21 protein-coding genes are annotated in these 23,193 nt (G+C 53.4%); all 21 read left to right on the top strand.

Features of this window, described 5'->3' with window-relative positions; genetic code table 11:
- Positions 1-8 precede the first annotated feature (8 nt).
- The 21 genes from PSAB_RS14745 (at position 9) to PSAB_RS14645 (ending at position 23,151) form a co-directional block, all read left to right on the top strand.
- Positions 9-1,412 (top strand): protein-glutamate methylesterase/protein-glutamine glutaminase, encoded by a 1,404-nt coding sequence (locus PSAB_RS14745; protein ID WP_025335353.1) that lies wholly within the window; start codon positions 9-11, stop codon positions 1,410-1,412.
- Between the two features lie 33 nt (positions 1,413-1,445).
- The gene (locus PSAB_RS14740; RefSeq protein WP_025335352.1) at positions 1,446-3,512 is read left to right on the top strand and encodes a chemotaxis protein CheA; all 2,067 of its coding nucleotides are present in this window, start codon (positions 1,446-1,448) and stop codon (positions 3,510-3,512) included.
- Positions 3,513-3,539: 27 nt separating this feature from the next.
- Positions 3,540-4,001 (top strand): chemotaxis protein CheW, encoded by a 462-nt coding sequence (locus PSAB_RS14735; protein WP_025335351.1) that lies wholly within the window; start codon positions 3,540-3,542, stop codon positions 3,999-4,001.
- A 37-nt stretch (positions 4,002-4,038) separates the two neighbouring features.
- Positions 4,039-4,632 carry a chemotaxis protein CheC gene (locus PSAB_RS14730; protein ID WP_420835633.1) on the top strand — a complete coding sequence of 198 codons (594 nt, stop codon included), beginning with the start codon at positions 4,039-4,041 and terminating at the stop codon, positions 4,630-4,632.
- On the top strand, positions 4,625-5,122 hold the full coding sequence (locus tag PSAB_RS14725; RefSeq protein ID WP_025335349.1) for a chemotaxis protein CheD: 498 nt from the start codon (positions 4,625-4,627) through the stop codon (positions 5,120-5,122). Before PSAB_RS14730 ends, PSAB_RS14725 begins: the two co-directional genes overlap by 8 nt.
- A gap of 2 nt (positions 5,123-5,124) precedes the next feature.
- Positions 5,125-5,541 carry a hypothetical protein gene (locus tag PSAB_RS14720; RefSeq protein WP_038595930.1) on the top strand — a complete coding sequence of 139 codons (417 nt, stop codon included), beginning with the start codon at positions 5,125-5,127 and terminating at the stop codon, positions 5,539-5,541.
- Between the two features lie 85 nt (positions 5,542-5,626).
- Entirely contained in the window at positions 5,627-6,415 is a 789-nt protein-coding gene (locus PSAB_RS14715) for a FliA/WhiG family RNA polymerase sigma factor (protein ID WP_025335347.1), read from the top strand.
- A 26-nt stretch (positions 6,416-6,441) separates the two neighbouring features.
- Positions 6,442-7,854 (top strand): DUF342 domain-containing protein, encoded by a 1,413-nt coding sequence (locus PSAB_RS14710; protein ID WP_025335346.1) that lies wholly within the window; start codon positions 6,442-6,444, stop codon positions 7,852-7,854.
- Between the two features lie 55 nt (positions 7,855-7,909).
- Positions 7,910-8,215, top strand: a complete 306-nt coding sequence (locus PSAB_RS14705) for a hypothetical protein (RefSeq protein WP_025335345.1) — start codon at positions 7,910-7,912, stop codon at positions 8,213-8,215.
- Between the two features lie 34 nt (positions 8,216-8,249).
- Positions 8,250-8,822, top strand: coding sequence for a hypothetical protein (locus PSAB_RS14700; protein ID WP_025335344.1), 573 nt, complete (start codon positions 8,250-8,252; stop codon positions 8,820-8,822).
- Entirely contained in the window at positions 8,819-9,439 is a 621-nt protein-coding gene (locus PSAB_RS14695; protein WP_025335343.1) for a hypothetical protein, read from the top strand. Before PSAB_RS14700 ends, PSAB_RS14695 begins: the two co-directional genes overlap by 4 nt.
- A gap of 261 nt (positions 9,440-9,700) precedes the next feature.
- A complete protein-coding gene (rpsB, locus tag PSAB_RS14690; RefSeq protein WP_025335342.1) occupies positions 9,701-10,402 on the top strand; it encodes a 30S ribosomal protein S2 in 702 nt (233 codons plus the stop codon).
- A gap of 210 nt (positions 10,403-10,612) precedes the next feature.
- The gene (tsf, locus tag PSAB_RS14685) at positions 10,613-11,263 is read left to right on the top strand and encodes a translation elongation factor Ts (protein ID WP_025335341.1); all 651 of its coding nucleotides are present in this window, start codon (positions 10,613-10,615) and stop codon (positions 11,261-11,263) included.
- Positions 11,264-11,501: 238 nt separating this feature from the next.
- Entirely contained in the window at positions 11,502-12,230 is a 729-nt protein-coding gene (gene pyrH / locus PSAB_RS14680) for a UMP kinase (protein ID WP_025335340.1), read from the top strand.
- Positions 12,230-12,784: a ribosome recycling factor gene (frr, locus tag PSAB_RS14675; protein ID WP_025335339.1), complete on the top strand. Its 555-nt coding sequence runs from the start codon at positions 12,230-12,232 to the stop codon at positions 12,782-12,784. Before pyrH ends, frr begins: the two co-directional genes overlap by 1 nt.
- Positions 12,785-12,862: 78 nt before the next feature.
- The gene (locus tag PSAB_RS14670; protein WP_025335338.1) at positions 12,863-13,630 is read left to right on the top strand and encodes an isoprenyl transferase; all 768 of its coding nucleotides are present in this window, start codon (positions 12,863-12,865) and stop codon (positions 13,628-13,630) included.
- 20 nt (positions 13,631-13,650) lie between these two features.
- Entirely contained in the window at positions 13,651-14,454 is an 804-nt protein-coding gene (locus PSAB_RS14665; RefSeq protein ID WP_025335337.1) for a phosphatidate cytidylyltransferase, read from the top strand.
- A gap of 23 nt (positions 14,455-14,477) precedes the next feature.
- On the top strand, positions 14,478-15,617 hold the full coding sequence (locus PSAB_RS14660) for a 1-deoxy-D-xylulose-5-phosphate reductoisomerase (RefSeq protein WP_025335336.1): 1,140 nt from the start codon (positions 14,478-14,480) through the stop codon (positions 15,615-15,617).
- Between the two features lie 139 nt (positions 15,618-15,756).
- The gene (gene rseP, locus PSAB_RS14655) at positions 15,757-17,031 is read left to right on the top strand and encodes an RIP metalloprotease RseP (protein WP_025335335.1); all 1,275 of its coding nucleotides are present in this window, start codon (positions 15,757-15,759) and stop codon (positions 17,029-17,031) included.
- A gap of 68 nt (positions 17,032-17,099) precedes the next feature.
- Positions 17,100-18,548 carry a proline--tRNA ligase gene (gene proS / locus PSAB_RS14650; protein WP_025335334.1) on the top strand — a complete coding sequence of 483 codons (1,449 nt, stop codon included), beginning with the start codon at positions 17,100-17,102 and terminating at the stop codon, positions 18,546-18,548.
- A 277-nt stretch (positions 18,549-18,825) separates the two neighbouring features.
- Complete coding sequence (locus tag PSAB_RS14645) at positions 18,826-23,151, top strand: PolC-type DNA polymerase III (protein WP_025335333.1); 4,326 nt, start codon at positions 18,826-18,828, stop codon at positions 23,149-23,151.
- Positions 23,152-23,193: the final 42 nt, after the last annotated feature.

Here is a 23,193-nt window from a genome sequence, read left to right as displayed (position 1 = left end):
GAAATGACATGAAGCCATATCGAGTTTTGGTTGTAGATGATTCGGCATTTATGCGCAAAATCATTTCCGATTTAATTGAGAAAGATGACCAATTCCAGGTCGCAGGAACGGCGGTAAACGGCCGGGAAGCGGTCGGCAAGGTAAAAGAGCTAAAGCCCGATCTTGTCACCATGGACGTGGAAATGCCGGAGATGAACGGCCTGGAGGCGTTGAGAAGAATTATGCTTGACCATCCCCTTCCGGTTATTATGCTGTCCGGCATAAATGAAGAAGGGATGAAAGAGACGATATTGGCGCTGGAAGGCGGAGCTTTCGATTTTATCCGCAAACCTTCGATTTCCAGCTCTCACGATATCATCAGCGTCGGGGAAGCGTTAAGGGAGCAAATGAAGGAAGCCATGCTGGAACGCGAACGCCGGGAAGCCCGTTCCGCCTCCGCGCTGCTGGCCGCCGAAGCTCCTCCCGTACCGCGGATTCCCGAATCTCCTCCTCTGCTGCCGCCAGTAAAACCCGCGGACAAGCCTGTAGGAGGCAGTGAGACCAAAGCGGAGAGACTGCCGCGGCAAGTAGCGAAGACGCCCCGCGAGACACACTCGCCGGATATCGGAGCACCGGAAGATCTCCAGAGTGAGAACAAGCCTGTCCGGAGCGGGGACCGGTTCAAGGCCGTTCCGCCAGCAGCGAAGCCGCCGGCGGCCGGACTCAGCAAGGCACTCTTGAAGCCAAAGACGGAGACCCCTGCAGGCAATGTTCCAAGGCCCAAGTCTCCCATCTCAGGTACAGCTCCGGACATTCCTTCTGCAGCTGCCAAGGAACGCAAACCGGATGCAAAGGGGCTGGATAAGCTTGTGGCCGTCGGGTGTTCAACAGGCGGTCCCCGTGCGCTGAAGGCACTGCTGGAGAAGATTCCGGCCGATTTTCCCGCACCGATCGTCATAGTGCAGCATATGCCTCCCAACTTCACCAAGTCGCTAGCCCAGCGGCTAAATACATTCAGCCCGCTGGATGTCATGGAGGCGGAGCAAGGAATGATTCTGAAGAAGGGAGCGGCCTATATCGCGCCGGGAGGCTACCATATGAAAGTGACGGAAGCAGCTGGCGGACAGTTTACCATCAGCCTGACGAAAGAGGAGGCGCGAAACGGGCACCGGCCATCGGTAGATACGTTGTTCGAATCCTTGCTCCCGCTCGATTCCCTGGAGCGTCATGCGGTGATCATGACCGGAATGGGAGGCGATGGCGCCAAGATGATGAAGTCCTTATACGACGCCGGCGTCACGTCAACCTTTGCCGAGAGCGAGGAAACCTGCGTTGTTTACGGAATGCCGCGTTCTGCGGTCGAACTGCAGTGCGTCAGTTATATTTTGCCGCTGCAAGACATAGCTCCAAGACTGGTTCAGGTCGTTAAATAGCGAAAAGCGAACGTGAAGGGTAGGTGTCTAGGCATGGACATGAATCAGTATTTATCCATGTTTATTGATGAGTCGAACGATCATCTGCAGTCTTTGAACGAAAATATGATGGCGCTTGAGGCCAGTCCGGACGATCTCAGCATTGTGCAGGTGATCTTCCGCTCCGCACATACGTTAAAAGGCATGGCTGCGACAATGGGATTTGAAGATCTGGCTTCGCTTACGCACCAAATGGAGAATGTCCTCGATCTGGTGCGCAACGAGAAGCTGGTCATGCAGGAATTTATTTTTGATACGCTGTTCAAGAGTCTCGACGCGCTTGAGGCAATGGTTCAGGACATTACCGCCGGCGGCGAAGGCAAGGCCGACGTTTCTTCCATCGTAGCCTCCCTTCAGGCAATCGTTCGCGGCGAAGTACCCTCCGCCGGAGGTGCTGCACCGTCTGCAGCTGCTCCCCAACAAGCGGAAACGCCCGCACTGCTCGATGAATTCCAATTCTCCGTTCTGGAGCAATCGATCCAGGAAGGGAATCAGGTGCTGTTTATTGAAGTTACGCTCCGCAAGGACAGTCAGCTTCGCGCCGTACGGGCTTATATGGTTTTTGAATTGCTTGAGCGTAACGGCGAAGTCGTGAAGACCTTCCCGTCAGTTCAGGATATCGAGCAGGAAAAATTTGAATACAGTTTTTCGCTTTATTACATAACCCAGAAAACGGCTGAAGAAATGCAATCCCTGATCATGGGTGTGTCCGAGATCGAGAGCGTAACGTCGCTCGCGCTGGATATGGAATCGCTGAGCCAGCTTGGACAAGCGGCAGTCGCCGCTACGGCCGAGGCAGCACCTCCCGAGATCAAGCAGGAGGACGCTCCGGCTCCGGAAACCCAAGCGAAACCGGCAGCCGCGCCGAAGGAAGAAGCCAAGAAGGCTCCCGCCAAAAGCGGCGGCGCTCCTTCCCGGACGATCCGTGTTGACATCGACCGGCTGGATGTTCTGATGAATCTGCTCAGTGAGCTCCTGATCGACCGCGTAAGGCTGGAGCAGCTCGCTTCCGACATCCAGAGCACCGAGCTGACCGAGACGGTCGAGCATATGAGCCGCGTCAGTGGGGACCTGCAGAATATCGTCATGAAGCTGCGCATGGTGCCGGTGGATACGGTGTTCAACCGCTTCCCGCGCATGATCCGGGATTTGGCCAAGTCACTCGACAAAAAAGTGGATCTCATTATTACAGGCGCTGAGACGGAGCTTGACCGGACCGTCGTCGATGAAATCGGCGATCCCCTTGTTCACCTGCTTCGCAATGCATTGGACCATGGAATCGAACCGGTGTCCGACCGGATTGCGGCCGGCAAATCGGAGACTGGCACCATCCATCTGCGGGCATTCCACAGCGGCAATCATGTCTTCATTGAAATCCAGGACGACGGCGCCGGTATTTCCCGCGAGAAAGTGCTAAAATCCGCTATCAAGAAGGGAATTGTTACTCCGGAGCAGGCGGAGGCAATGAGCGACAACGAAGCCCATCAACTGCTGTTCGCGGCAGGCTTCAGTACAGCCGAGGTCATTTCCGATATTTCGGGTCGCGGGGTCGGACTTGATGTCGTCAAAGCAAAGATCACTTCGCTCGGAGGCAATGTCACCATTTATTCCACTCCCGGCAAAGGGACGAATTTCTCAGTGCAGCTTCCGCTTACTCTGTCCATTATCGCGGCGATGCTGATCCGGCTCGGTTCGGAGAAGTATGCGATTCCGCTGTCTTCCATTGTGGAGACGGGGATAGTGAAACGTTCCCAGATCCGTTCCGTCCACGGGGCCAAGATGGTGGAATTCCGTGGTTCGCATATTCCGGTCGTTTCTCTTGGCGCCATTTTCGATGTGCAAGGGTACGACGAGAGCGAGGAAGAAGAAACGGAAATCGTTGTTATCCGCAAGGGGGACAAGCTAGCAGCGCTCACTGTGCAGGATTTTATCGGCCAGAACGAAATTGTCATCAAGAACCTGGGCAAATACCTGCCGGAAATCCAGGGGATTTCGGGCGGCACAATCCTTGGCGACGGTCAAGTCGCTTTAATTATCGATCCCAACGCATTTATCAAATAAGAGAGACCATACAGGGAGGTTTATTCCATGGCTGAAGATATTAAGGTAATTGTCTTTAAATTGGGCACCGAGGAGTACGGCATTGAAGTGGATAAAGTCCAAACGATCGAGCGCCTGATGCCCATTACGCGGGTGCCGAAGACGTACGCTTTTATCAAAGGCGTTATCAATCTGCGCGGAGTGGTCATTCCCGTTATCGATCTTCGCGGAAGATTCGGTCTGGAAGAAGCTGAGCATACCGATCAGACCCGCGTTATTATCGTGGTCGTTAACGAGATGGAAGTCGGCTTTATCGTGGATTCGGCCAATGATGTTATCGATTTGAACAGAGACATCATCGATACTCCTCCCGAAGTGGTAGGCGGGATCAAAGCCAAGTATCTGGATGGGGTGGCCAAAATCGGAGAGGACCGTCTGCTGATTATGCTCAATTTGTCAGAGGTCCTCAATAAAAGTGAAATCGTGCAGCTGGAAAGCTTAGAGGGCTAACATCGTGGAACTGTTCAAGCACCAGAAAGATTTCAAAATGGATGTGCTCAAGGAAGTCGGAAACATCGGAGCCGGGAACGCCGCCACCGCGTTATCCCAGCTGCTGAACAAACCGATCGATATGGCCGTTCCCAAAGTTCAACTGCTCGGATTCGAGGAGATTGCGGAAAAAGTGGGCGGCACCGAAGAGCTTGTCTACGCGGTGTTTCTGCGGGTAGAAGGCGAAGCGCCGGGGAATCTCTTTTTCATCCTGACGCCGGATGCGGCCAGAAGCTTGCTCGGGCGCGTTGCGGGCATATCCGAGGTTTCGGGTGACGAACTAAGCGAGCTTGAAATGTCCGCACTGAATGAGATCGGTAATATTTTGGCGGGCTCCTATCTTTCGTCTTTGGCCGATTTCACCTCATTATCCATGTATCCGACAGTTCCTGCATTGGCCATGGATATGGCTGGTGCGATATTAAGCTACGGTCTGCTGCAGTTCGGGCAAATGGGTGATGACGCGCTGCTCATCGATACCACCTTCCTGGAAGGAAAGGATGAGATCGAAGGCCAGTTCTTTTTAATTCCCGATCCGGAGTCATTTCCCAAGATATTTAAATCCCTTGGAGTGCCGTTTGATGATGTGTGAGGAACAGAGCTTAATCAAAGTAGGAATGGCCGACCTGAATGTGGGAAGTCAGAACAATGTGATCCGAACGACGGGTCTGGGGTCATGCGTCGGCCTTACGCTGTACGATCCCGGCAAAAAGCTTGCGGGTATGGCTCATGTCATGCTGCCTTCCTCGGAAATCGCCCGTGAGGGGAAACTCAATATCGCCAAATTCGCGGATACGGCCATTCCCGAGCTTTTGTCCCGCCTGCTGGAACTTGGTGCTGCTCGCAGCCGATTAATCGCGAAGATGGCCGGCGGCTCCCAGATGTTCGCTTTTGCCGGCGGAAATGACACGATGAGAATCGGTCCGCGGAATGTGGAATCCTGCAAGCTGGCTCTGGAGAAGCTGAGCATCCCGCTGGTTGCCGAAGATACGGGCGGCAGTTACGGGCGTACAATCGAGATCGCTTGCAGCACCGGATTGCTGAACATCCGCAGTGTGCAAAAAGGCGTTAAGGAATTATAATTATGATCGGAACGATTTGGATGAACTTGATTCTCGGGTTGGTCGGCTTTGTCTTCACCTTTTTGTTTTCATTGCGGAACAACCTGCCGTCAACGAGCCTGTTTCGCGGATTGACCGGATTTATTCTCTGGTTTGTGCTTGCCTTTGCCCTGAGATGGGTATTGGGTTTTATTGTTAAACAAACCGCAAATCCGGACAAGTCTTCCGGTGCTCCGGGGGATACCAACGAGACGTTGGGCGCCAAGGTGGATCTTTCAACTCCGGACGAAGATGAGGAATTGAAGGATTTACTCAAGCCTAGTCCAGGGCAAGGGAACCAAGGAAATGGAGAATTCAAGCCTCTTCAGCCTCCCCAATTGGTCTCCAAGAAAGATCCTGAAGAATTGGCCAAAGCCGTTCGTCACCTAAAAAAAGAATAAGCGAGTGAAGTGGGAAATGATTTGTGGAATTCGATGAACCCGGCCCGAATACTCGCCGATTACACTTTGGGAGGGGTGAAAGCCGTTGAACGAGCATAAAGCTTCTCATTTGGAACATCAAGACCTTTGGGAACAGTGGAAGGAACAGGGAGATCCGGAGGCCAAAAAAAGGCTGATCGAAAAATATCTGCCGATCGTCGATTATGTCTCCGGCCGTCTGGCCGTGGGTTTGCCCAAAAATGTTTCGAAGGAAGATTTGGCGAGCAGTGGGGTTATGGGCCTAATCGATGCCGTTGAGAAGTTTGATTATAAACGGGGATTGCAATTTCAAACCTACGCCTCCTGGCGGGTCCGCGGCGCAATTCTTGATTCTCTCCGCCAAGGTGACTGGGTGCCACGTTCGGTCCGTGAAAAGGCGAAAAAGATTGAGGATGCCTATCAGCATCTGGAACAAAAGTATTTAAGATCTGTAAGCGACGAGGAAATGAGCAAATATTTAGACATAACCGAGCGGGAGTTCCAGGGCATGCTGCAGGATGTGGCCGTAATGACGCTGTGTTCATTGGAGGATCCGATTCGGGAAGAAGATTCAGAGACCCGAATGTCAATGCTGGTAGATGACAAAGCCAAGAACCCGGACCGTAAAGTGAATGAGTTCTATTTGCGTGAAACGCTTACCAAGGGCATAGAAAAATTGACTGTGAAAGAACGGACCGTCGTGTCCCTGTTATATTATGAAGACCTATCTTTGAGCGAAATTGCTGAGGTAATGTCGTTGTCCCCTTCCCGCATATCGCAGCTTCATTCCAAGGCGATCCTGAGGCTGCGGGGGACGCTTGAGAAGAATCGGGATCTACTGATGCAAAATGATTAGCCGGAAGTGGCGTTAGGAGGGGGATAATGGTCGTCCAATCTGCACTGAGCGATTACATGAGTATCAGCTTCTCGGAGAATAAGGAAGTCGCTTACCTTGAGTTTTTTCGGCGGGAGGAAGGATTTTCTTGTTCAGTCGACGAGTTAGCCGGGTTTTTACAAAAAAATAATGTCCGCTATGGCGTACAATGGGATGTTGTTACCCGTATCGCCAATAATCCGGAGCAGTACAACCACCTTTCGGGGAAGGTTGCCGTCGCTTCAGGAATAGCACCTGTAGACGGTCTGGACGGGCGCGTTGAATTAAGTGTTAAGATGGACTACGACGAGCGCCGCCCACTCGAAAAAGACGACGGAAAGGTCGATTTCAAGGAATTGGTGCGGTTAAGCAATGTGCGCAAGGGCGAACTGATCGCTACATTGGTCCCCCCCGAGGCGGGACAGCCCGGCATAGCCGTCACCGGTGATCCGATCCCCTGCAAGATGGGAAAAGCCGCCTTCTTCAAAGTCGGCAAGAACGTCGTGTTGGATCAAGAGCAAACCTCGATGTATGCCGCGATTGACGGATTAGTATCCCTGACGGACAAAGGGAAAATCAACGTTTTTCCTGTATATGAAGTGAACGGCGATGTGGATTACAACACCGGCAACATTGATTTTGTCGGCACGGTCGTTATCCGCGGCAATGTGCTGACCGGATTTTCCGTGAAATCCTCCGGTGATATCCGGGTGATTGGCGGTGTGGAAGGCGCGGAGCTGATCGCCGGAGGCTCCATTGAAATTACCGGAGGCATTATCGGCTATAACAAGGGGCTAGTCAGCGCTGGAGCCAATGTGAAGGTATCCTTTATACAGGACGGAAACGTCACGGCTGCCGAGAATGTCATTGTTTTGCAGAGTATTATGCATTCCAATGTCCGCGCCGGCAGGAACGTAGAATGCAACGGACCGAAGGGATTGATTGTTGGCGGAACAGTGCAGGCCGGGGAAAAGGTCGTCGCCCGAACGATCGGGAATACAATGTCTACGGCGACGGCAATTGAGGTTGGGGTGCTGCCCGAGCTTAGAAACGAGCTCAACGACCTGCGGCAGGGACTACGTCATTCCTCAGAGACCGCCGATAAGACGGCGAAGGCGCTTCATTTGCTGGATCAGCTCGCAGGCAGCGGCGTCCTGTCCCCGGACAAGGTTGCCCTGCGCATCAAGCTTAACGCAACGAAGCAGTCTCAGCAAAGAGAGGAAGCTCAAATCAAGGAGCGCATGCTTGAGATTGAAAAGATGCTCGAGGATACAGACAAGGCGAGGGTCACGGTTGTCAAAACCATTTACGGCGGTTCCAAAGTTGTGATCGGCAGATATACAAAATTTATAAAAGATACAGCGGAACGGATCACCTACTGCTATTCCGAAGGCGAGATAGCCGCTGTGCCAAACGTTTGAACAAGCCGATTGGCTTTCCCGCCGGACGATGCCCCCTTGCCAGAAGGAGATTGCCGTGAGCCTGAAGCCAGTAGAACTGCAAATTGCACTGCCCCGAACAACCGAAGCCGGCAAGCTGCAGCAAGAACTACAGCACCGCCCTGCACAACAGCAGCAAGAATTGGCCGGTCAGAATATCAAGGATACGCGTGAGCAGGCTCAGCGCAGCGCGGAGGTGGACGAGACGTCAGAATCTGCCGTAAGGGAAGACGGGCGTCGTGGGGGGTCCTCCGGCAGCGGCCTGTCGCAGGAACGGAAGAACAGCCAAGAGCGTAAAGCGGAGCACCCGTTTAAGGGACACCGTTTGGATGTAACGCTTTAGAATATTTTAGAATGAAATAAAGGAGACCGGATACGTGCAACCATGGGCGTACATTGTACTGCTTGGCGGAATAGCTCTCGGCTATGCGTTGTTTCTCCCGGCGCGCGCCCGCAGAATCGACGGCGCAGGAGAGAGGCAAGGCCTGAAAGAGGTAGAGGCGGCGCTCGAACTATATATGGCGGATGTCGAACGGGAGAACCGCGAACTGCTGGAGCTGCTTGGGTCGATCAAGGCCCAGTCCCAGAGCAATCAGGCTGCCCTTCAGGAACAGCTTGCCGAATTGAAGGGCCAGCTTGACGCGCTTCAGCACAGAACCTCTCAGCTTGAGAGCCGTGTTGCGGCAAATGAAAACGGGCTGCTCCAGATGGCTATTTCAGGCGGCGCTGCGGGTAGCGCGAAAGGGGCGGACAGCCCGGGAGAAGGGAATGACAAGCCGGCGGATGAGATCAAAGCCAAACCGGTCAGCACGATCAAGCTTCGCTATCCGCAGTTGTTTGAACTGGACAGCCAGGGGAAATCCATTGATATCATTGCCAAAAAAACCGGAATGCAGCGGGGAGAAATTCAATTGATTCTGCAGCTCGCCAAACAGGAGGAATCGGTGTGATCAAGAATCGTTCCTTTATGATCGGGCTTGGATTCGGGCTAGCGGGCGGCGCGCTTCTCCTCCAGCTTATGATTTCGGCGGGAATGGCTACGCCTACAAAGGCGCAGATCGTCAGGGAAGCCTCCAAGCTGAACCTGAAAGTTACCGGGGCGGATGACAAGCTGCTAACCGAAAAGGAGTGGAAGAAGCTGTCGGAGCAAAATGAAGCGGGAACCTCCGAAGGAGGCGCCTCGGCTTCAAGCTCTCAGACGCCAACCAACCCGTCCGCTTCGCCGCCAGCCAAGGCGGCATCCCCTTCGGCGCCTTCTACGCCATTGCAGCCTGGCGCCACGGGGGTACAGAAGCCGTCCGATTCCGCTGCGGCTGTACCGCCGTCCTCGCCTTCCGCAGCCAAACCGGTTAGCTCCGGTATTGTACTGCGGATTCCGAGCGGGATTACCCTTACCGAAGTCGCGGATCTATTGGCCGGATCGGGTGTAATCAAGGATATGGACCTCTTTATTATTGAAGCGAAGAGCCGTAGAGTTCAGACCAAGATTCAATCCGGGCTATACCGCTTTACCCCCGGTCAAAGCAACGATGCGATTATTGGCCAACTGATTACGGTGAGAGACTAAACGCATCCCGCCTCATTTTTAACGGGGGAAGTTTCTTTATATAACCGCCGGTTCGTACTGCACGCAAAATAACGCGTTTTATGACAAAAATCGTACGTCAGACGTTGCATCACATGTAGTCTTATGATATATTAAATGACGGTGTTAAAACACACGCTGGTTGATTACAGCAAGCGGTGCTTTCTTCTGAAGAAAGTCTTGCTGCAAGATGACTCCGGCGGAGGGACACACAATAAAACCAAACCTAGGAGGTGTGTGAAGATGGCAGTAATCTCCATGAAGCAGCTTCTCGAAGCTGGGGTACACTTCGGTCACCAGACTCGTCGTTGGAACCCGAAAATGGATCGTTATATCTTCACTGAAAGAAACGGAATCTACATCATCGACCTGCAAAAGACGGTCAAGAAAGTTGAAGAAGCTTACAACTTTGTAAAGAGCGTAGCAGGCGACAACGGTACGATCCTGTTCGTTGGTACAAAAAAACAAGCTCAAGACTCTGTAAAAGAAGAAGCTGAACGTTCGGGTATGTTCTACATCAACCAACGTTGGCTCGGCGGCACGCTGACGAACTTCCAAACGATTCAAAAGCGTATTGACCGTCTGAAAAAACTGGAAGCTTGGGAAGAGGACGGCACATTCACCGTTCTGCCTAAGAAAGAAGTTATCATTCTCCGCAAAGAGAAAGATCGTCTTGAAAAGTTCCTGGGCGGCATCAAGAACATGAAGGGTCTGCCAAGCGCGCTGTTCATCATCGATCCTCGCAAAGAGCGCATCGCTGTTGCCGAAGCACGCAAATTGGGCATCCCAATCGTTGCTATCGTCGACACGAACTGCGATCCGGACGAAATCGACTACGTAATTCCGGGCAATGACGACGCTATTCGCGCCGTTAAGCTGCTGACTGGTAAAATGGCTGACGCCGTAGTTGAAGCTCACCAAGGCGAAGACACTACGTCCGCTTAAGTTTCTCCGATTGCATATCGAATATGAAATTAAATGAAAAGGGTGGTTGGCAGGTGGATAACCTCTCACTGCCCTTTTTTTAGCAAATGAAGAGATTGTAAGTTTACGGGGTCCCCGCAAAGAACCTGACTATTGTTCCAAAGCCATGGCTGCTCTTTGTGGGGCGTTTTAAATTAAAGGGTTATTCATATTATTTGGAGGGATTAAACAATGGCAGTAGATGCAAAATCCGTAAAAGAGCTTCGTGAAAGAACCGGCGCCGGTATGCTGGATTGCAAAAAAGCACTGGAAGAAGCAGGCGGCGACCTGAACAAAGCGATTGAAATTCTCCGTGAAAAAGGCCTTTCCGCTGCAGCCAACAAAGCTGGACGCGCAGCAACCGAAGGTGTTGTTGAGTCCTACATTCATGCCGGCGGCCGCATCGGCGTTCTCGTAGAAATCAACTGCGAAACCGACTTCGTCGGCAAAACTGACCAATTCAAAGATTTCGCGCGCGATATCGCAATGCAAATCGCTGCTGCCGCTCCTCGTTTCGTGCGCCGCGAAGAAGTTCCTGCGGAAGAAATCGAGAAGGAAAAGGAAATTCTGAGAGCGCAGGCGCTGAACGAAGGCAAGCCTGAGAAGATCGTTGATAAAATGGTCGAAGGCCGTATCAACAAGTACTACGAAGAGCATGTACTGCTCGAGCAAGCCTTCATCAAAGACCCCGACAAAACGATTTCGAATCTGCTCAACGAAAAAATCAGCACCATCGGCGAGAACATCTCCATCCGCCGTTTTGTCCGTTACGAGCTGGGCGAAGGACTTGAGAAAAAAGTCGACAACTTCGTTGAAGAAGTAATGGCACAAGTGAAGCAATAATCGGCGTTCGCGGTCAGGGCCGCAGAACTCTAATATAAGTATGGGATTTTCAAGAGCGGAACACGTTACACGGTGTTCCGTCTTTTGCAAGCGGAAGAAGCCGGGAAGAGCTCCATAAGGGAGCCTAGTCCGGCATCCGGCCGCATAGCTACACCGATTTATCCTTGCCGTGCATCGGCGCGATAGCAAGATCAACCTGGGGCCCGTAAAGGCACCATTGCAAAGTGAGGTATACAATTTGGAACAGCCGGTATTTAAAAGGGTAGTCCTGAAGGTCAGCGGCGAATCACTGGCGGGACAAAACGGTTACGGGATCGATGCGGATACGATCAGCTCTATTGCCGAGCAGATCAAGGAAGTTGTCGAGCTTGGCGTCCAAGTCGCCATCGTATGCGGCGGAGGCAACATCTGGCGCGGCATCGCGGGCAGCGCAAGCGGCATCGACCGTGCGACAGCGGATTATATGGGTATGCTGGCAACGGTCATGAACTCGTTGGCCTTGCAGGACTCGCTGGAGCAAATCGGCGTGCCGACGCGGGTGCAGACGTCGATTTCGATGCAGCAGATCGCAGAGCCGTACATCCGCCGTCGGGCCATCCGCCATCTGGAAAAAGGGCGGGTCGTTATTTTCGCGGCAGGCACGGGCAATCCGTTCTTCTCCACGGATACGACCGCAGCGCTGCGTGCAGCTGAAATCGAAGCGGAAGTTATCCTGATGGCGAAGAACAAAGTCGATGGCGTCTACTCCGCCGATCCGTTCAAAGACAGCACGGCTGAGAAATATGAACAGCTCACCTATCTGGATGTGCTGAACAAAAATCTCGGCGTTATGGATTCCACCGCTTCCTCTCTCTGCATGGATAACAATATACCGCTTATTGTGTTTGCCATTACGGAACAGGGCAATATCAAACGCGTCGTTCTGGGCGAACGCATCGGAACGATTGTTAAAGGGAGTGTAGATTAATGCCGCAATCGGTTAAGAAGAATGCCGAGGAGCGCATGGAGAAAGCCATTTTGGCGCTCAAACGCGATTTGGCGACGCTGCGTGCGGGACGTGCAACCCCTGCGCTGCTCGACCGGGTTCAAGTGGAATATTACGGAGCGCCGACTCCGGTCAATCAGCTTGCCAACATCAACACCCCGGATTCCCGTACACTGCTTATCCAGCCGTGGGATAAATCCTCGCTTGCCGATATCGAGCGGGCGATTATGAAATCTGATCTCGGGCTTACGCCGGCTAATGACGGCAGCACGATTCGCCTCTCCATTCCTGCGCTTACGGAAGAACGCCGCAGCGAGCTGGTGAAGCTTACGAAAAAATTCGGCGAAGAAGCCAAGGTGGCGATCCGCAACATCCGCCGCGACGCCAACGACGAGATCAAGAAGCTGGAGAAAAACGGCATTTCGGAAGACGAATCCCGCGGACATCAAGAGAACATCCAGAAGACCACGGACAAATTCGTTGCCGAAGTCGACAAAGTTCTTTTGGCCAAAGAAAAAGAGATCATGGAAGTATAAAGATAGCGCAGAGATCAAGGCCCCTCCTCCTATGGTGGGGTTTGTCTCTTTCTCGCAGGAAACATGGAGGAAACGTTAATGATCAAACGGGTTCAATCTTGGCTGGGCCGGGAAGAGCGGCAGCAGCCGGTCGACATTTCACCGGACAATATTCCCCGGCATGTGGCAATCATTATGGACGGCAACGGCCGGTGGGCCAAACGGCTTGGACTGCCGCGCATTGTCGGCCATCAGAATGGCATGAAGGCGGTCAAGCGGGCTGCGATTGCCGCCGACGAGCTGGGTATTGAATTCTTGACGATGTACGCCTTCTCGACGGAAAACTGGTCGCGGCCCAAAGAGGAAGTCGACTTTCTGATGCGTTTGCCGCAAGAGTTTTTGGCCATCGAGCTGGACGAACTGATTGAGAAGAACGTCCGTGTGCGAGTGATGGGAGACAGCGAGGCGCTGCCTTCGCATACCCGCAAAGCGATGGAAGAAGCGGTGTTCCGCACCAAGGATAATACCGGTCTTATTCTGAATTTTGCGCTGAACTACGGAGCACGCAAGGAAATTGAGGACTGCATGCGCAGTTTGGGAAGGGATATCGCAGAGGGGCGTTTGACGCCGGAAGAAATTACGTCGGAATTGATTGACAGCCGGCTGCTCTCCGGAGGCCTTCCCGACCCGGATCTGCTTATCCGGACGAGCGGTGAAATGCGTCTCAGCAACTTTATGCTCTGGCAGCTGGCCTACAGCGAATTTTGGTTTACCGATATTTACTGGCCGGATTTCGGCAAGGAGCATCTGCTTCAGGCCGTGGCTGAGTACCAGCGGCGAACCCGCCGCTACGGCGGGCTTAAGTAGCCGATAGGAGTTGAGAACGCTTGAAGCAGCGACTGATAACCGGGGTGACAGCCGGAGCTATATTTTTGGGCCTATGCCTGCTTGGCGGCTGGTGGTTTCATCTTCTGCTGATTGTTATGGCGTTGATCGGCTACTATGAATTCGCCAAAATGATCGGCAGTTCACCCTTGGGAGGAAGTACGATTGCAGGTTATGGCGCTGTGCTTTGCTTTATGATGCCATGGGATCTGTTGGAAATCTCCGCGCCTTGGTCATGGAAGCAAGGAGTATGGCTCCTGATGCTGCTGTTCCTTTTCATTACAGTCTTTACTAAGAATAAAGTGGATATTCGCATAACCGCGCTGCTGTTCATAGGCGCTTTATACATAGGAACCGGATTTTCCTATATGGCGGTTTCCCGTTTCTCGCCGGACGGCCACGGGCTGTTCTGGACCTTTCTACTCCTTTGCTCCATTTGGGGGAGCGATGCAGGGGCCTACTTTGTCGGCCGGGCATGGGGAAAGACGAAGCTCTGGCCGGCCATCAGTCCCAATAAGACCGTCGAAGGCGCGCTGGGCGGTGTGATTATTGCAATTGTAATCGCTATGGTTTTTGCTTTGATAGCGCCGGATTTGCTGACTTTAGGACGGGCTGGGATAATCGGTCTCGCCAGCGCGGTAGTCGGGCAGCTTGGAGATCTTGTCCAATCGGCTTATAAAAGGGTATACGGCATCAAGGATTCGGGATCGCTGCTCCCCGGTCACGGAGGCATTCTTGACCGGTGTGACAGCTGGATTATCGTGTTCCCGTTCGTACATATATTGATGCTGATCCCCTATCACTAATCAGGAAGGCAGGTATATGTCGCTTGAAAAAGATCAGCATTCTCGGCTCGACCGGCTCAATCGGAACGCAGACGCTCGACGTTGTTGCGATGCATCCGGACAGCTTTGAAATTGACGGCCTCGCCGCGGGCGGCAACACGGCGCTTCTGCTGGAGCAGGTCCGCCGTTTCAAACCGCGGCGGGTATCGGTGGCAAGCCAAGAGCTTGCCGATGACATCCGTCCGCAGCTTCCCGCAGGAGTTGAGCTGTACAGCGGGGAAGAAGGCCTTGTGCAGATCGCGGCCGGCGGAGATGCCGATTATTTAGTGACCGCAGTGATGGGGAGCGTCGGTCTTCGCTCAACGCTTGCCGCTATCGAGGCGGGCAGGGACATCGGACTGGCCAACAAAGAAACGCTGGTGACGGCAGGGCATCTTGTCACAGAGCTGGCCCGCCGCAAAGGGGTCAATCTGCTGCCGATCGACAGCGAGCATTCGGCCATCTTTCAATGCCTGAACGGAGAGAACGTAGAAGACATCGCTTCCATTACCTTGACCGCTTCGGGCGGCTCTTTTCGGGATTTGACTAGGGAGCAGCTTCAAGGCGTAACAGTCGAAGATGCACTGCGTCATCCCAATTGGGCGATGGGAGCGAAGATAACGATCGATTCCGCAACAATGGTCAATAAAGGGCTGGAAGTGATTGAAGCTCATTGGCTGTTTGGTTTGCCCTACGAGCAAATTAACGTGCTGCTTCACCCCGAGAGCATTATTCACTCATTTGTAGAGTTTAGAGACAGCAGTATTATCGCCCAGCTCGGCAACCCTGACATGCGTGTGCCGATTCAATATGCGTTAACCTATCCCCGGCGCCTGGAATCGCCGGCGCAAAGATTGTCGCTGGCGCAGGCGGGCCGGCTGACGTTCCGCGAAATGGACTTTGCGCGCTATCCGGCGTTGAAGCTTGCCATTGAATGCGGGAAGGCCGGGGGAACGGCAACGACCGCCTTCAATGCGGCGAACGAAGTCGCCGTTGCCCGTTTTTTGCGGCGGGATATCCCATTTGTGCGCATTGAAGAGATTTTGGAGAAAGTTCTCGAGCGTCATACTCCAGAGAGCCATCCAGACCTGGAGCAGATTGAGGAATGCGACCGGGCGGCGCGCGAGCTCGCGCAGACCCTGTAAGCTGCGTAATAACAATGGCATAAGCCGCCAATACTCCGAAAAATTGGTTTGGAGGGCTGATTCTCTTGTGCCGGATCGGAGAATAATGATAAATTAAGAGGACATACTTCGGTCTTACACCTAAAGGGGGCTGCCAAACTTGGAAATGGTTCAAGTCGTTTTTTTGACGGTGCTCATGTTCTTCGTGCTGGTTACGGTTCATGAATGGGGGCATTATTATTTTGCCAAACGCGCCGGCATTCTGGTAAGAGAGTTCGCCATCGGTTTCGGTCCGAAACTGTTTTCTTATAAACGCAATGAAACCCAGTTTACGCTTCGCCTGCTTCCGTTCGGAGGATACGCGCGGATGGCCGGGGAAGATCCCGAAGTGATCGAAATTACGGCCGGGCAGACCATAGCGGTGCGGCTTGACAGCGGCAATGTCATCAAGAATATTTACCTCGACCAGCTGGATACCCGCAGAAACGTCATTCGCGGAGAGTCGCAGTATGCGGATCTTGAGAACGATCTTCAAATTAAGCTGGATGTGGATGGGGAAGTTACAACTTATTCGGTTCATCCTCAAGCGATGATAATCAAAGGCAGCCAGCAAATCCAGATCGCCCCCAAGAATCGGCAGTTCGGAAGCAAAACCGTTGGACAGCGTGCGCTTGCGATTGTAGCTGGCCCTGTCATGAACTTTTTACTGGCCTTTATTCTGTTCGGCGTGTTCATTCAGATGGCCGGTATTCCGGTAGAGAACCCGACCTATGTGCTGATCGGCGATGTCTCAGAGGGCATGCCTGCGAAAGAGGCGGGGCTTCAGAAAGGCGATATCGTCTATTCCATTAATGGCGAGAAAATAGGAGCGGATTACAAGAAGATGATCAGTCTGACTTCTGCATCCGAAGGCAAGCCGATGGAATGGACCATTAAACGCGGCGATCAGCTGATCAATGTCACGATGACGCCCCGGGGTATGGAAGGGCAGGAGGGCGGCAAAGTCGGGATTTCGCCGGAGCTTCCGACCCGTCATGCAACGATAGGGGAAACGCTCAGTCTATCGGGCAAAATGATGGTCAACACAACCGAACAGATTTTCATCGGCTTCAAGCAAATTATTAACCAGTTCAATATGGACGATCTCAGCGGGCCTGTCGGTACCTTCAAGCTCACTGGCCAGATTGCCCAGCAGGGTATCGTGTACCTGACCCATTGGACGGCCATACTCAGCCTGTATCTTGGCATTTTTAATCTACTGCCAATTCCGGCGCTTGACGGAAGCCGACTTGTGTTTCTCGGCGTGGAGGCGCTGCGGGGCAAACCGGTTGATCCCAGCCGGGAGGGAATGGTCCATTTCGTGGGCTTTGCGATGCTGTTTCTGCTGATGATCGCCGTTACCTATAACGATATTTTACGCTTGATCAGCGGCTAATTTTGTTTGGGCCCTGTGCGGCAGAGCGCCGCCGCTTCGAGGCCTATTAATGGGAGGAACTCCATTTTATGTCAAAAGATAAGCAGTTTGTTACAGAAATTACGCCGCAGGGCGAAGATTTCTCGCGTTGGTATATTGATGTTATCAAGAAAGCCGATCTGATGGATTACTCCCCGGTGCGCGGCTGTATCGTGTTCAAGCCGGACGGCTATGAAATCTGGGAGCATATCCAGGAAGAGATGAACCGGCGTTTCAAAGAAACGGGACATCGTAATGCCTATTTCCCGCTGTTCATCCCGGAAAGCTTCTTTCAGAAGGAGAAAGAGCATGTCGAAGGCTTCAATCCGGAACTGCCATGGGTAACGGAAGCCGGCGGTGAGAAGCTGGAAGAGCGTCTGGCGATTCGGCCGACCTCCGAAACAATGATTGGACACATGTATTCCAAATGGATTCAGTCGTACCGGGATCTGCCGGTTCTGATCAACCAGTGGGCGAATGTCGTTCGTTGGGAAAAGCGGACGCTTCCTTTCCTGCGCACAAGCGAATTTTTGTGGCAGGAAGGGCATACAGCGCATGAGAATGAGACCGAAGCGCGCGAGGAAACCATGCAGATGCTTGAAGTTTATCGGGATTTCGTCGAAGGCTATCTGGCAATTCCGGTTATTACCGGCCAGAAGACGCCTTCCGAGCGTTTTGCCGGAGCTGTGGATACGTATTCGATCGAGGCAATGATGAAGGATGGACGCGCCGTTCAGGCGGGAACCTCCCACTATCTGGGCACCAAGTTTGCCGTTGCCTTCGACATTCAGTATCTCAGCCGCGACAACAATCTGGAATATGTGCATACAACATCATGGGGGACAAGCACACGCATGATCGGTTCGATGATTATGGTTCACGGCGACGATCGCGGTCTCGCACTGCCTCCTAAAGTCGCGCCGACTCAGGTCATCATGATTCCTATCGGTCCTCCGAAGACGCGGGAAGCCGTTATTGCACGGACGGACGAGCTGTTCAAGGACCTGAAAACGGCAGGCATCCGCGTGCGGGTTGACGACCGCTCCGATGTAACGCCAGGCTGGAAATTCAACGAGTACGAAATGCGCGGCGTTCCGGTCAGACTGGAGCTTGGACCTCGCGATATGGAGAACGGCGTCTGCGTGCTGGTCTCTCGAATCAGCGGCGAGAAGAAAATCGTTCAGCAGGATCGCCTGGTGGAAGAAGTACAAGCTATGCTGGAGCAGGTTCATAATGAAATGTTCGAGCGGGCGCTCAAATTCCGTGAGGAGCATTTCTATTCCGTAGAAACGCTGGACGAAATGAAGGCGGCCATGGAAGAGAAACGAGGGTTTGCGCTGGCTGGCTGGTGCGGCGACGATGCCTGCGAAGCACAGGTGAAGGAAGAGACTGGGGCAACGAGCCGGAACATTCCTTTTGAACCGGGTGAAACGAAGACGAAGTGTATTTGCTGCGGCGAGCCGGCACAGCATACGGTCGTGTTTGCCAAAGCGTACTAGAAGGACGCAGGATTTTTCAAAATATAGGATAAAACGAATGCAAGCTTTCGGCGATTAGGAGACGGCGGGCGAACAAGCCCGGGCGCTTTTGAACATATAGTCAGGTTAAGCCTCGCGCTTTAGCCATGTCTATATGCCTGCGAGAGACGGACATCCGTCTTTAGAGGACGGCCCCGCCGTTTCCGCTTCCCGGAAGCTTGTTTGTTTGAAAGAGGCAGAGCGATCAAATGACAGCAAAGACCTCGCTTTATCGGGGAATACAAAGGTGGGGAGAAGCATGGCATTCAGCGAGGAGAAAAGAAAACGGTTCGAGCTGCTGATGAAGCAGGGGGAGATTCCGCCGGCTTTGATCGATCCCTATTTTTTGGACGGATATATTGACCGGGTGGAGATCAGCCGCGGCAACCGCGACTGGCGGATTGTCGTTGCGAAGCAGAGTCTGGTTCCGGCACAGGCGTACCGGACGTTCTGCCTGAGAATGCGGGAGCGGCTGCAGCATATCGCCAAGGTCAGCTTTTTGTTCCTGTATGAGGATTCGGTTAGCCGAAGCGATATTTTTCATGAGTATTGGGGACTGTTTCTGGAATGGGTCCACCGGGAGATTCCTTCCGTCAACGGCTGGCTGACGCGTTCGGGGCAAGAGCTTCAGGGCGACACGCTGCTGCTGAACATGAGCGATCAGATGTCACTGGATTTGGCCCGAAAAAAAGGCATCGATGGGGCGATCACCCGTTTTTACGATACGTATTTCGGTATTCCCCTGCGCGTTAAAGTGCAGATTGCGGAAAAAGTAAACCATGCGGAGGCTTTCGAGGAATTCCAGCAGAAGCTCCAGCAGGAGCAGCGGGAAATTATCGAGCAGATGATGACGGCTATTGAGTCCGAATCAGTCTCTGATGATAACGGTGGAGAAGAAACGGTTCCGCTTCAGGTCGGCTATGACATCAAGGATCAGCCCGTGCCGATTGTGGAGATCCAGGATGAAGAGAAGAAGATTACGATTCAAGGTACGATCTTCGGCCTTGATAGCAAGGAGCTGCGCAACGGAAGCACGCTGTTCACGTTCAGTCTGACCGACTTTACGGATTCGCTCCAAATGAAGATGTTTGCCAAGACGAAGGACGATCTGAAAGTGATGGGCCAGCTCGCGAACGGTAAATGGGTAAAAGCGCGCGGACGCGTGGAGTACGACCGTTTCATGCAGACCCCGGAACTGATGATGATTCCATCGGATCTGTCCGAGGTGTCGGCTCCGCCGGCTCGCAAGGATAATGCGCCGCAGAAGCGGGTGGAGTTTCATCTTCACAGCACTATGAGCACGATGGACGCGGTTACACCGGTCGGCGATTATATCAAGACCGCGGCCAAGTGGGGACATCCGGCGATTGCCGTTACCGACCATGGCGGGGTGCAATGCTATCCCGATGCGGCCAAGGCGGCGAAGAAGAACGGCATCAAAATGCTCTACGGCGTGGAAGCGAATGTGGTGAACGATGCGGTGAATGTCGTGGAGAATCCGCAGCCGCTGGAGCTTAAGACCGCGACGTATGTCGTATTTGACATCGAGACCACCGGCCTGTCCATTACCCGGAATAATATTACCGAACTTGCAGCCGTTAAAATGCATGGCGGGCAGGAAATCGACCGGTACTCCACTTTTGTCAACCCGCATGAAAAAATCCCTTACCATATCCAGCAGCTGACCAACATCACGGACGAAATGGTGAAGGATGCGCCTGATCTGGAGCCTGTGCTGCATGATTTCGTGAAGTTTGTCCAGGATTCCGTGCTTGTGGCGCATAATGCCCGGTTTGATATGGGATTTATCCAGGCTTCGCTTGTCAAGCTGGGGCTGCCGCCACTTCCCAATCCTTCGCTAGATACGCTGGAACTGGCACGGCTGCTGCATCCGGGCATGAAGAATCACCGGCTCAACACGCTGGCCGACAAATATAAAGTCTTACTGGAAAGCCATCACCGTGCGGTTGACGATACCGTGGCGCTGGGCGGAATTCTGAACGGACTTCTGGCGGATGCCGAGAAGCTGAAGGGGCTGACGATGCTGGACCGTCTGAACGACGAGGTCGGCAAGAATCTGTCCAACACCCGTCCGTTCCACTGCTGCATTTACGCGCTGAACATGACCGGGAAAAAGAATCTATACAAGCTCATTTCCATGTCTCACACCGACCATTTCATGCGTGTGCCCTGCATTCCGAAGTCAAAGCTGGAGGAGCTGAGGGACGGATTGCTTGTCATCTCGGGCTGCGAGCGGGGCGAATTCTTCGAAACGGTGCTGAACAAAACGGATGAGGAAGCGATAGAAGTCGCCCAGTTCTACGATGTGCTGGAAATCCAGCCGCTGACGATGTACATGCATTTAGTCGACAAAGGCTTCGTGGCCAGCCCTGAAGAGCTGCGCGGCGTCGTGCGGCGAATCTGCGAAATCGGGGAGAAGCTGAATAAGCCGGTCATCGCGACAGGCAACGTGCATTATCTGGAACCCCGGGACAAGCTATTTCGCGATATTACGATCCACGGCATTACGGGCTTCAGTCCGCTGAAGGATCAGCGCAAGCCGGACGCTCATTTCCGGACGACGGAGGAGATGCTGCAGGAATTTGATTTTCTGGGCGAGGAAAAAGCGATGGAGGTCGTTGTGACCAATACGGTGGAGCTGGCGGAACGTTTTGAGCCGCTTGAGCTGTTCCCGGACAAGCTGTTCACGCCGATTATCGACGGGGCGGACGAGGAAATCCGTGAAACCTGCTACCGGACGGCAAGGTCCATTTATGGAGAGGATTTGCCTGAGGTGGTTGTGGCCCGCCTTGAAAAAGAACTGGAGCCAATCATCAAGTACGGCTTCTCCGCCAACTACCTGATTTCCGAGCGGTTGGTTAAAAAATCGAACCAGGACGGGTACCTCGTCGGCTCCCGGGGTTCGGTCGGCTCCTCAGTCGTTGCAACCTTCCTCGGCATTTCCGAGGTTAACCCGCTCCCGGCGCATTACATTTGCCGCAATTCGGAGTGCCGCCACAGCGAGTGGTTCCTTGACGGCAGCGTGCCGAGCGGATTTGACCTGCCAGACAAGACTTGTCCGAATTGCGGCGAGATGCTGAAGGGTGAAGGGCAGGATATTCCGTTTGAGACGTTCCTCGGCTTCAAGGGCGACAAGGTTCCCGATATCGATCTTAACTTTTCCGGGGAATACCAGCCGCATGCGCATAATTATACGAAGGTGCTGTTCGGTGAAAAAAGCGTCTTCCGGGCGGGCACCATCGGTACCGTCGCGGAGAAGACGGCCTTCGGCTTCGCCAAGAAGTACGAAGAAGATCACCACAAACGCTGGCGCGGTGCCGAGCTTGGCCGCCTGGCGGCAGGATGTACAGGCGTCAAGCGGAACACGGGTCAGCATCCCGGCGGCATCGTCGTCGTGCCGGATTACATCGAGGTGGAAGACATTACGCCGGTGCAGTTTCCGGCCGATGACGTCAATTCGGAGTGGAAGACGACTCACTTTGACTATCACGCCTTTGACGCGAACCTTCTCAAGCTCGATATTCTGGGTCATGACGATCCGACGATGATGCGGATGCTGCAGGATTTGACTGGAGTTGATCCAACGACGATTCCAATGAACGATCCGAAGGTCATGAGCATGTTCAATTCCACTGAATCGCTTGGGGTAACGCCGGAGCAGATCCGGACGCCGGTCGCCACTTATGGGGTTCCGGAAATGGGAACGAAGTTCGTGCGCCAAATGCTGATCGAATCGAAGCCGACAAGCTTTGCCGACTTGCTGCAGATTTCAGGGCTGTCCCACGGAACGGGGGTATGGCTCGGCAACGCCCAGGAACTCATCAAGAATAATACATGCAATATCAAGACGGTAATCGGCTGCCGTGACGATATTATGCTGTATCTGATTTACAAAGCCGGTATGGACGCCGGACTTGCGTTCAAGATCACCGAAAGCGTGCGGAAAGGCAAGGGTCTGAGCCCGGAATGGATTGAGGAAATGAAGAAATGCAAGGTCCCGGCCTGGTATATCGATTCCTGTCTCAAGATCCAGTACATGTTCCCGAAGGCACACGCCGCGGCATACGTTATCTCCGCCGTGCGGACCGCCTACTTCAAGCTGTATCATCCCATCCATTACTATGCGACGTATTTCTCGGTCCGTGCGGAAGACTTTGACATTGAGCTGTGCTGCCAGGGCTACGACGCCATCCTGAAGCAGATCATTGAGATCGAGGCCAAGGGTTTTCAGGCGCTGCCGAAGGAAAAAGCAATGCTGCCGATTCTCGAAATGGCACTCGAAATGACGGCCAGAGGCTTCACGTTCAAGAGCATTGATCTGTACCGCTCCGACGCCACCAGATTTACCGTCGATGGAGACAGTCTGATTCCGCCGTTCTCCGCAATGGCGGGCATTGGCGAGAATGCAGCGAAGAACATCGCGGCGGCCAAAGACGGCGGAGAGTTTCTGTCCATCGAGGATTTCCAGCAGAAATCCAAGGCGAGCAAGACGATCGTCGAGCTGCTTACCGGACTCGGCTGCTTCCGGGGCCTTCCGGAGAGCAATCAGCTATCGTTGTTCTAAAGACTTGAGATGTTCCGCTGCCGGAAAGTGAGATCATTTCGG

The sequence above is a fragment of the Paenibacillus sabinae T27 genome, assembly GCF_000612505.1.
In the GTDB taxonomy this organism is placed as follows: domain Bacteria; phylum Bacillota; class Bacilli; order Paenibacillales; family Paenibacillaceae; genus Paenibacillus_AQ; species Paenibacillus_AQ sabinae.
Note: the sequence above shows the minus strand (reverse complement) of the source record. Positions and strands in the feature narration are given on the sequence as shown.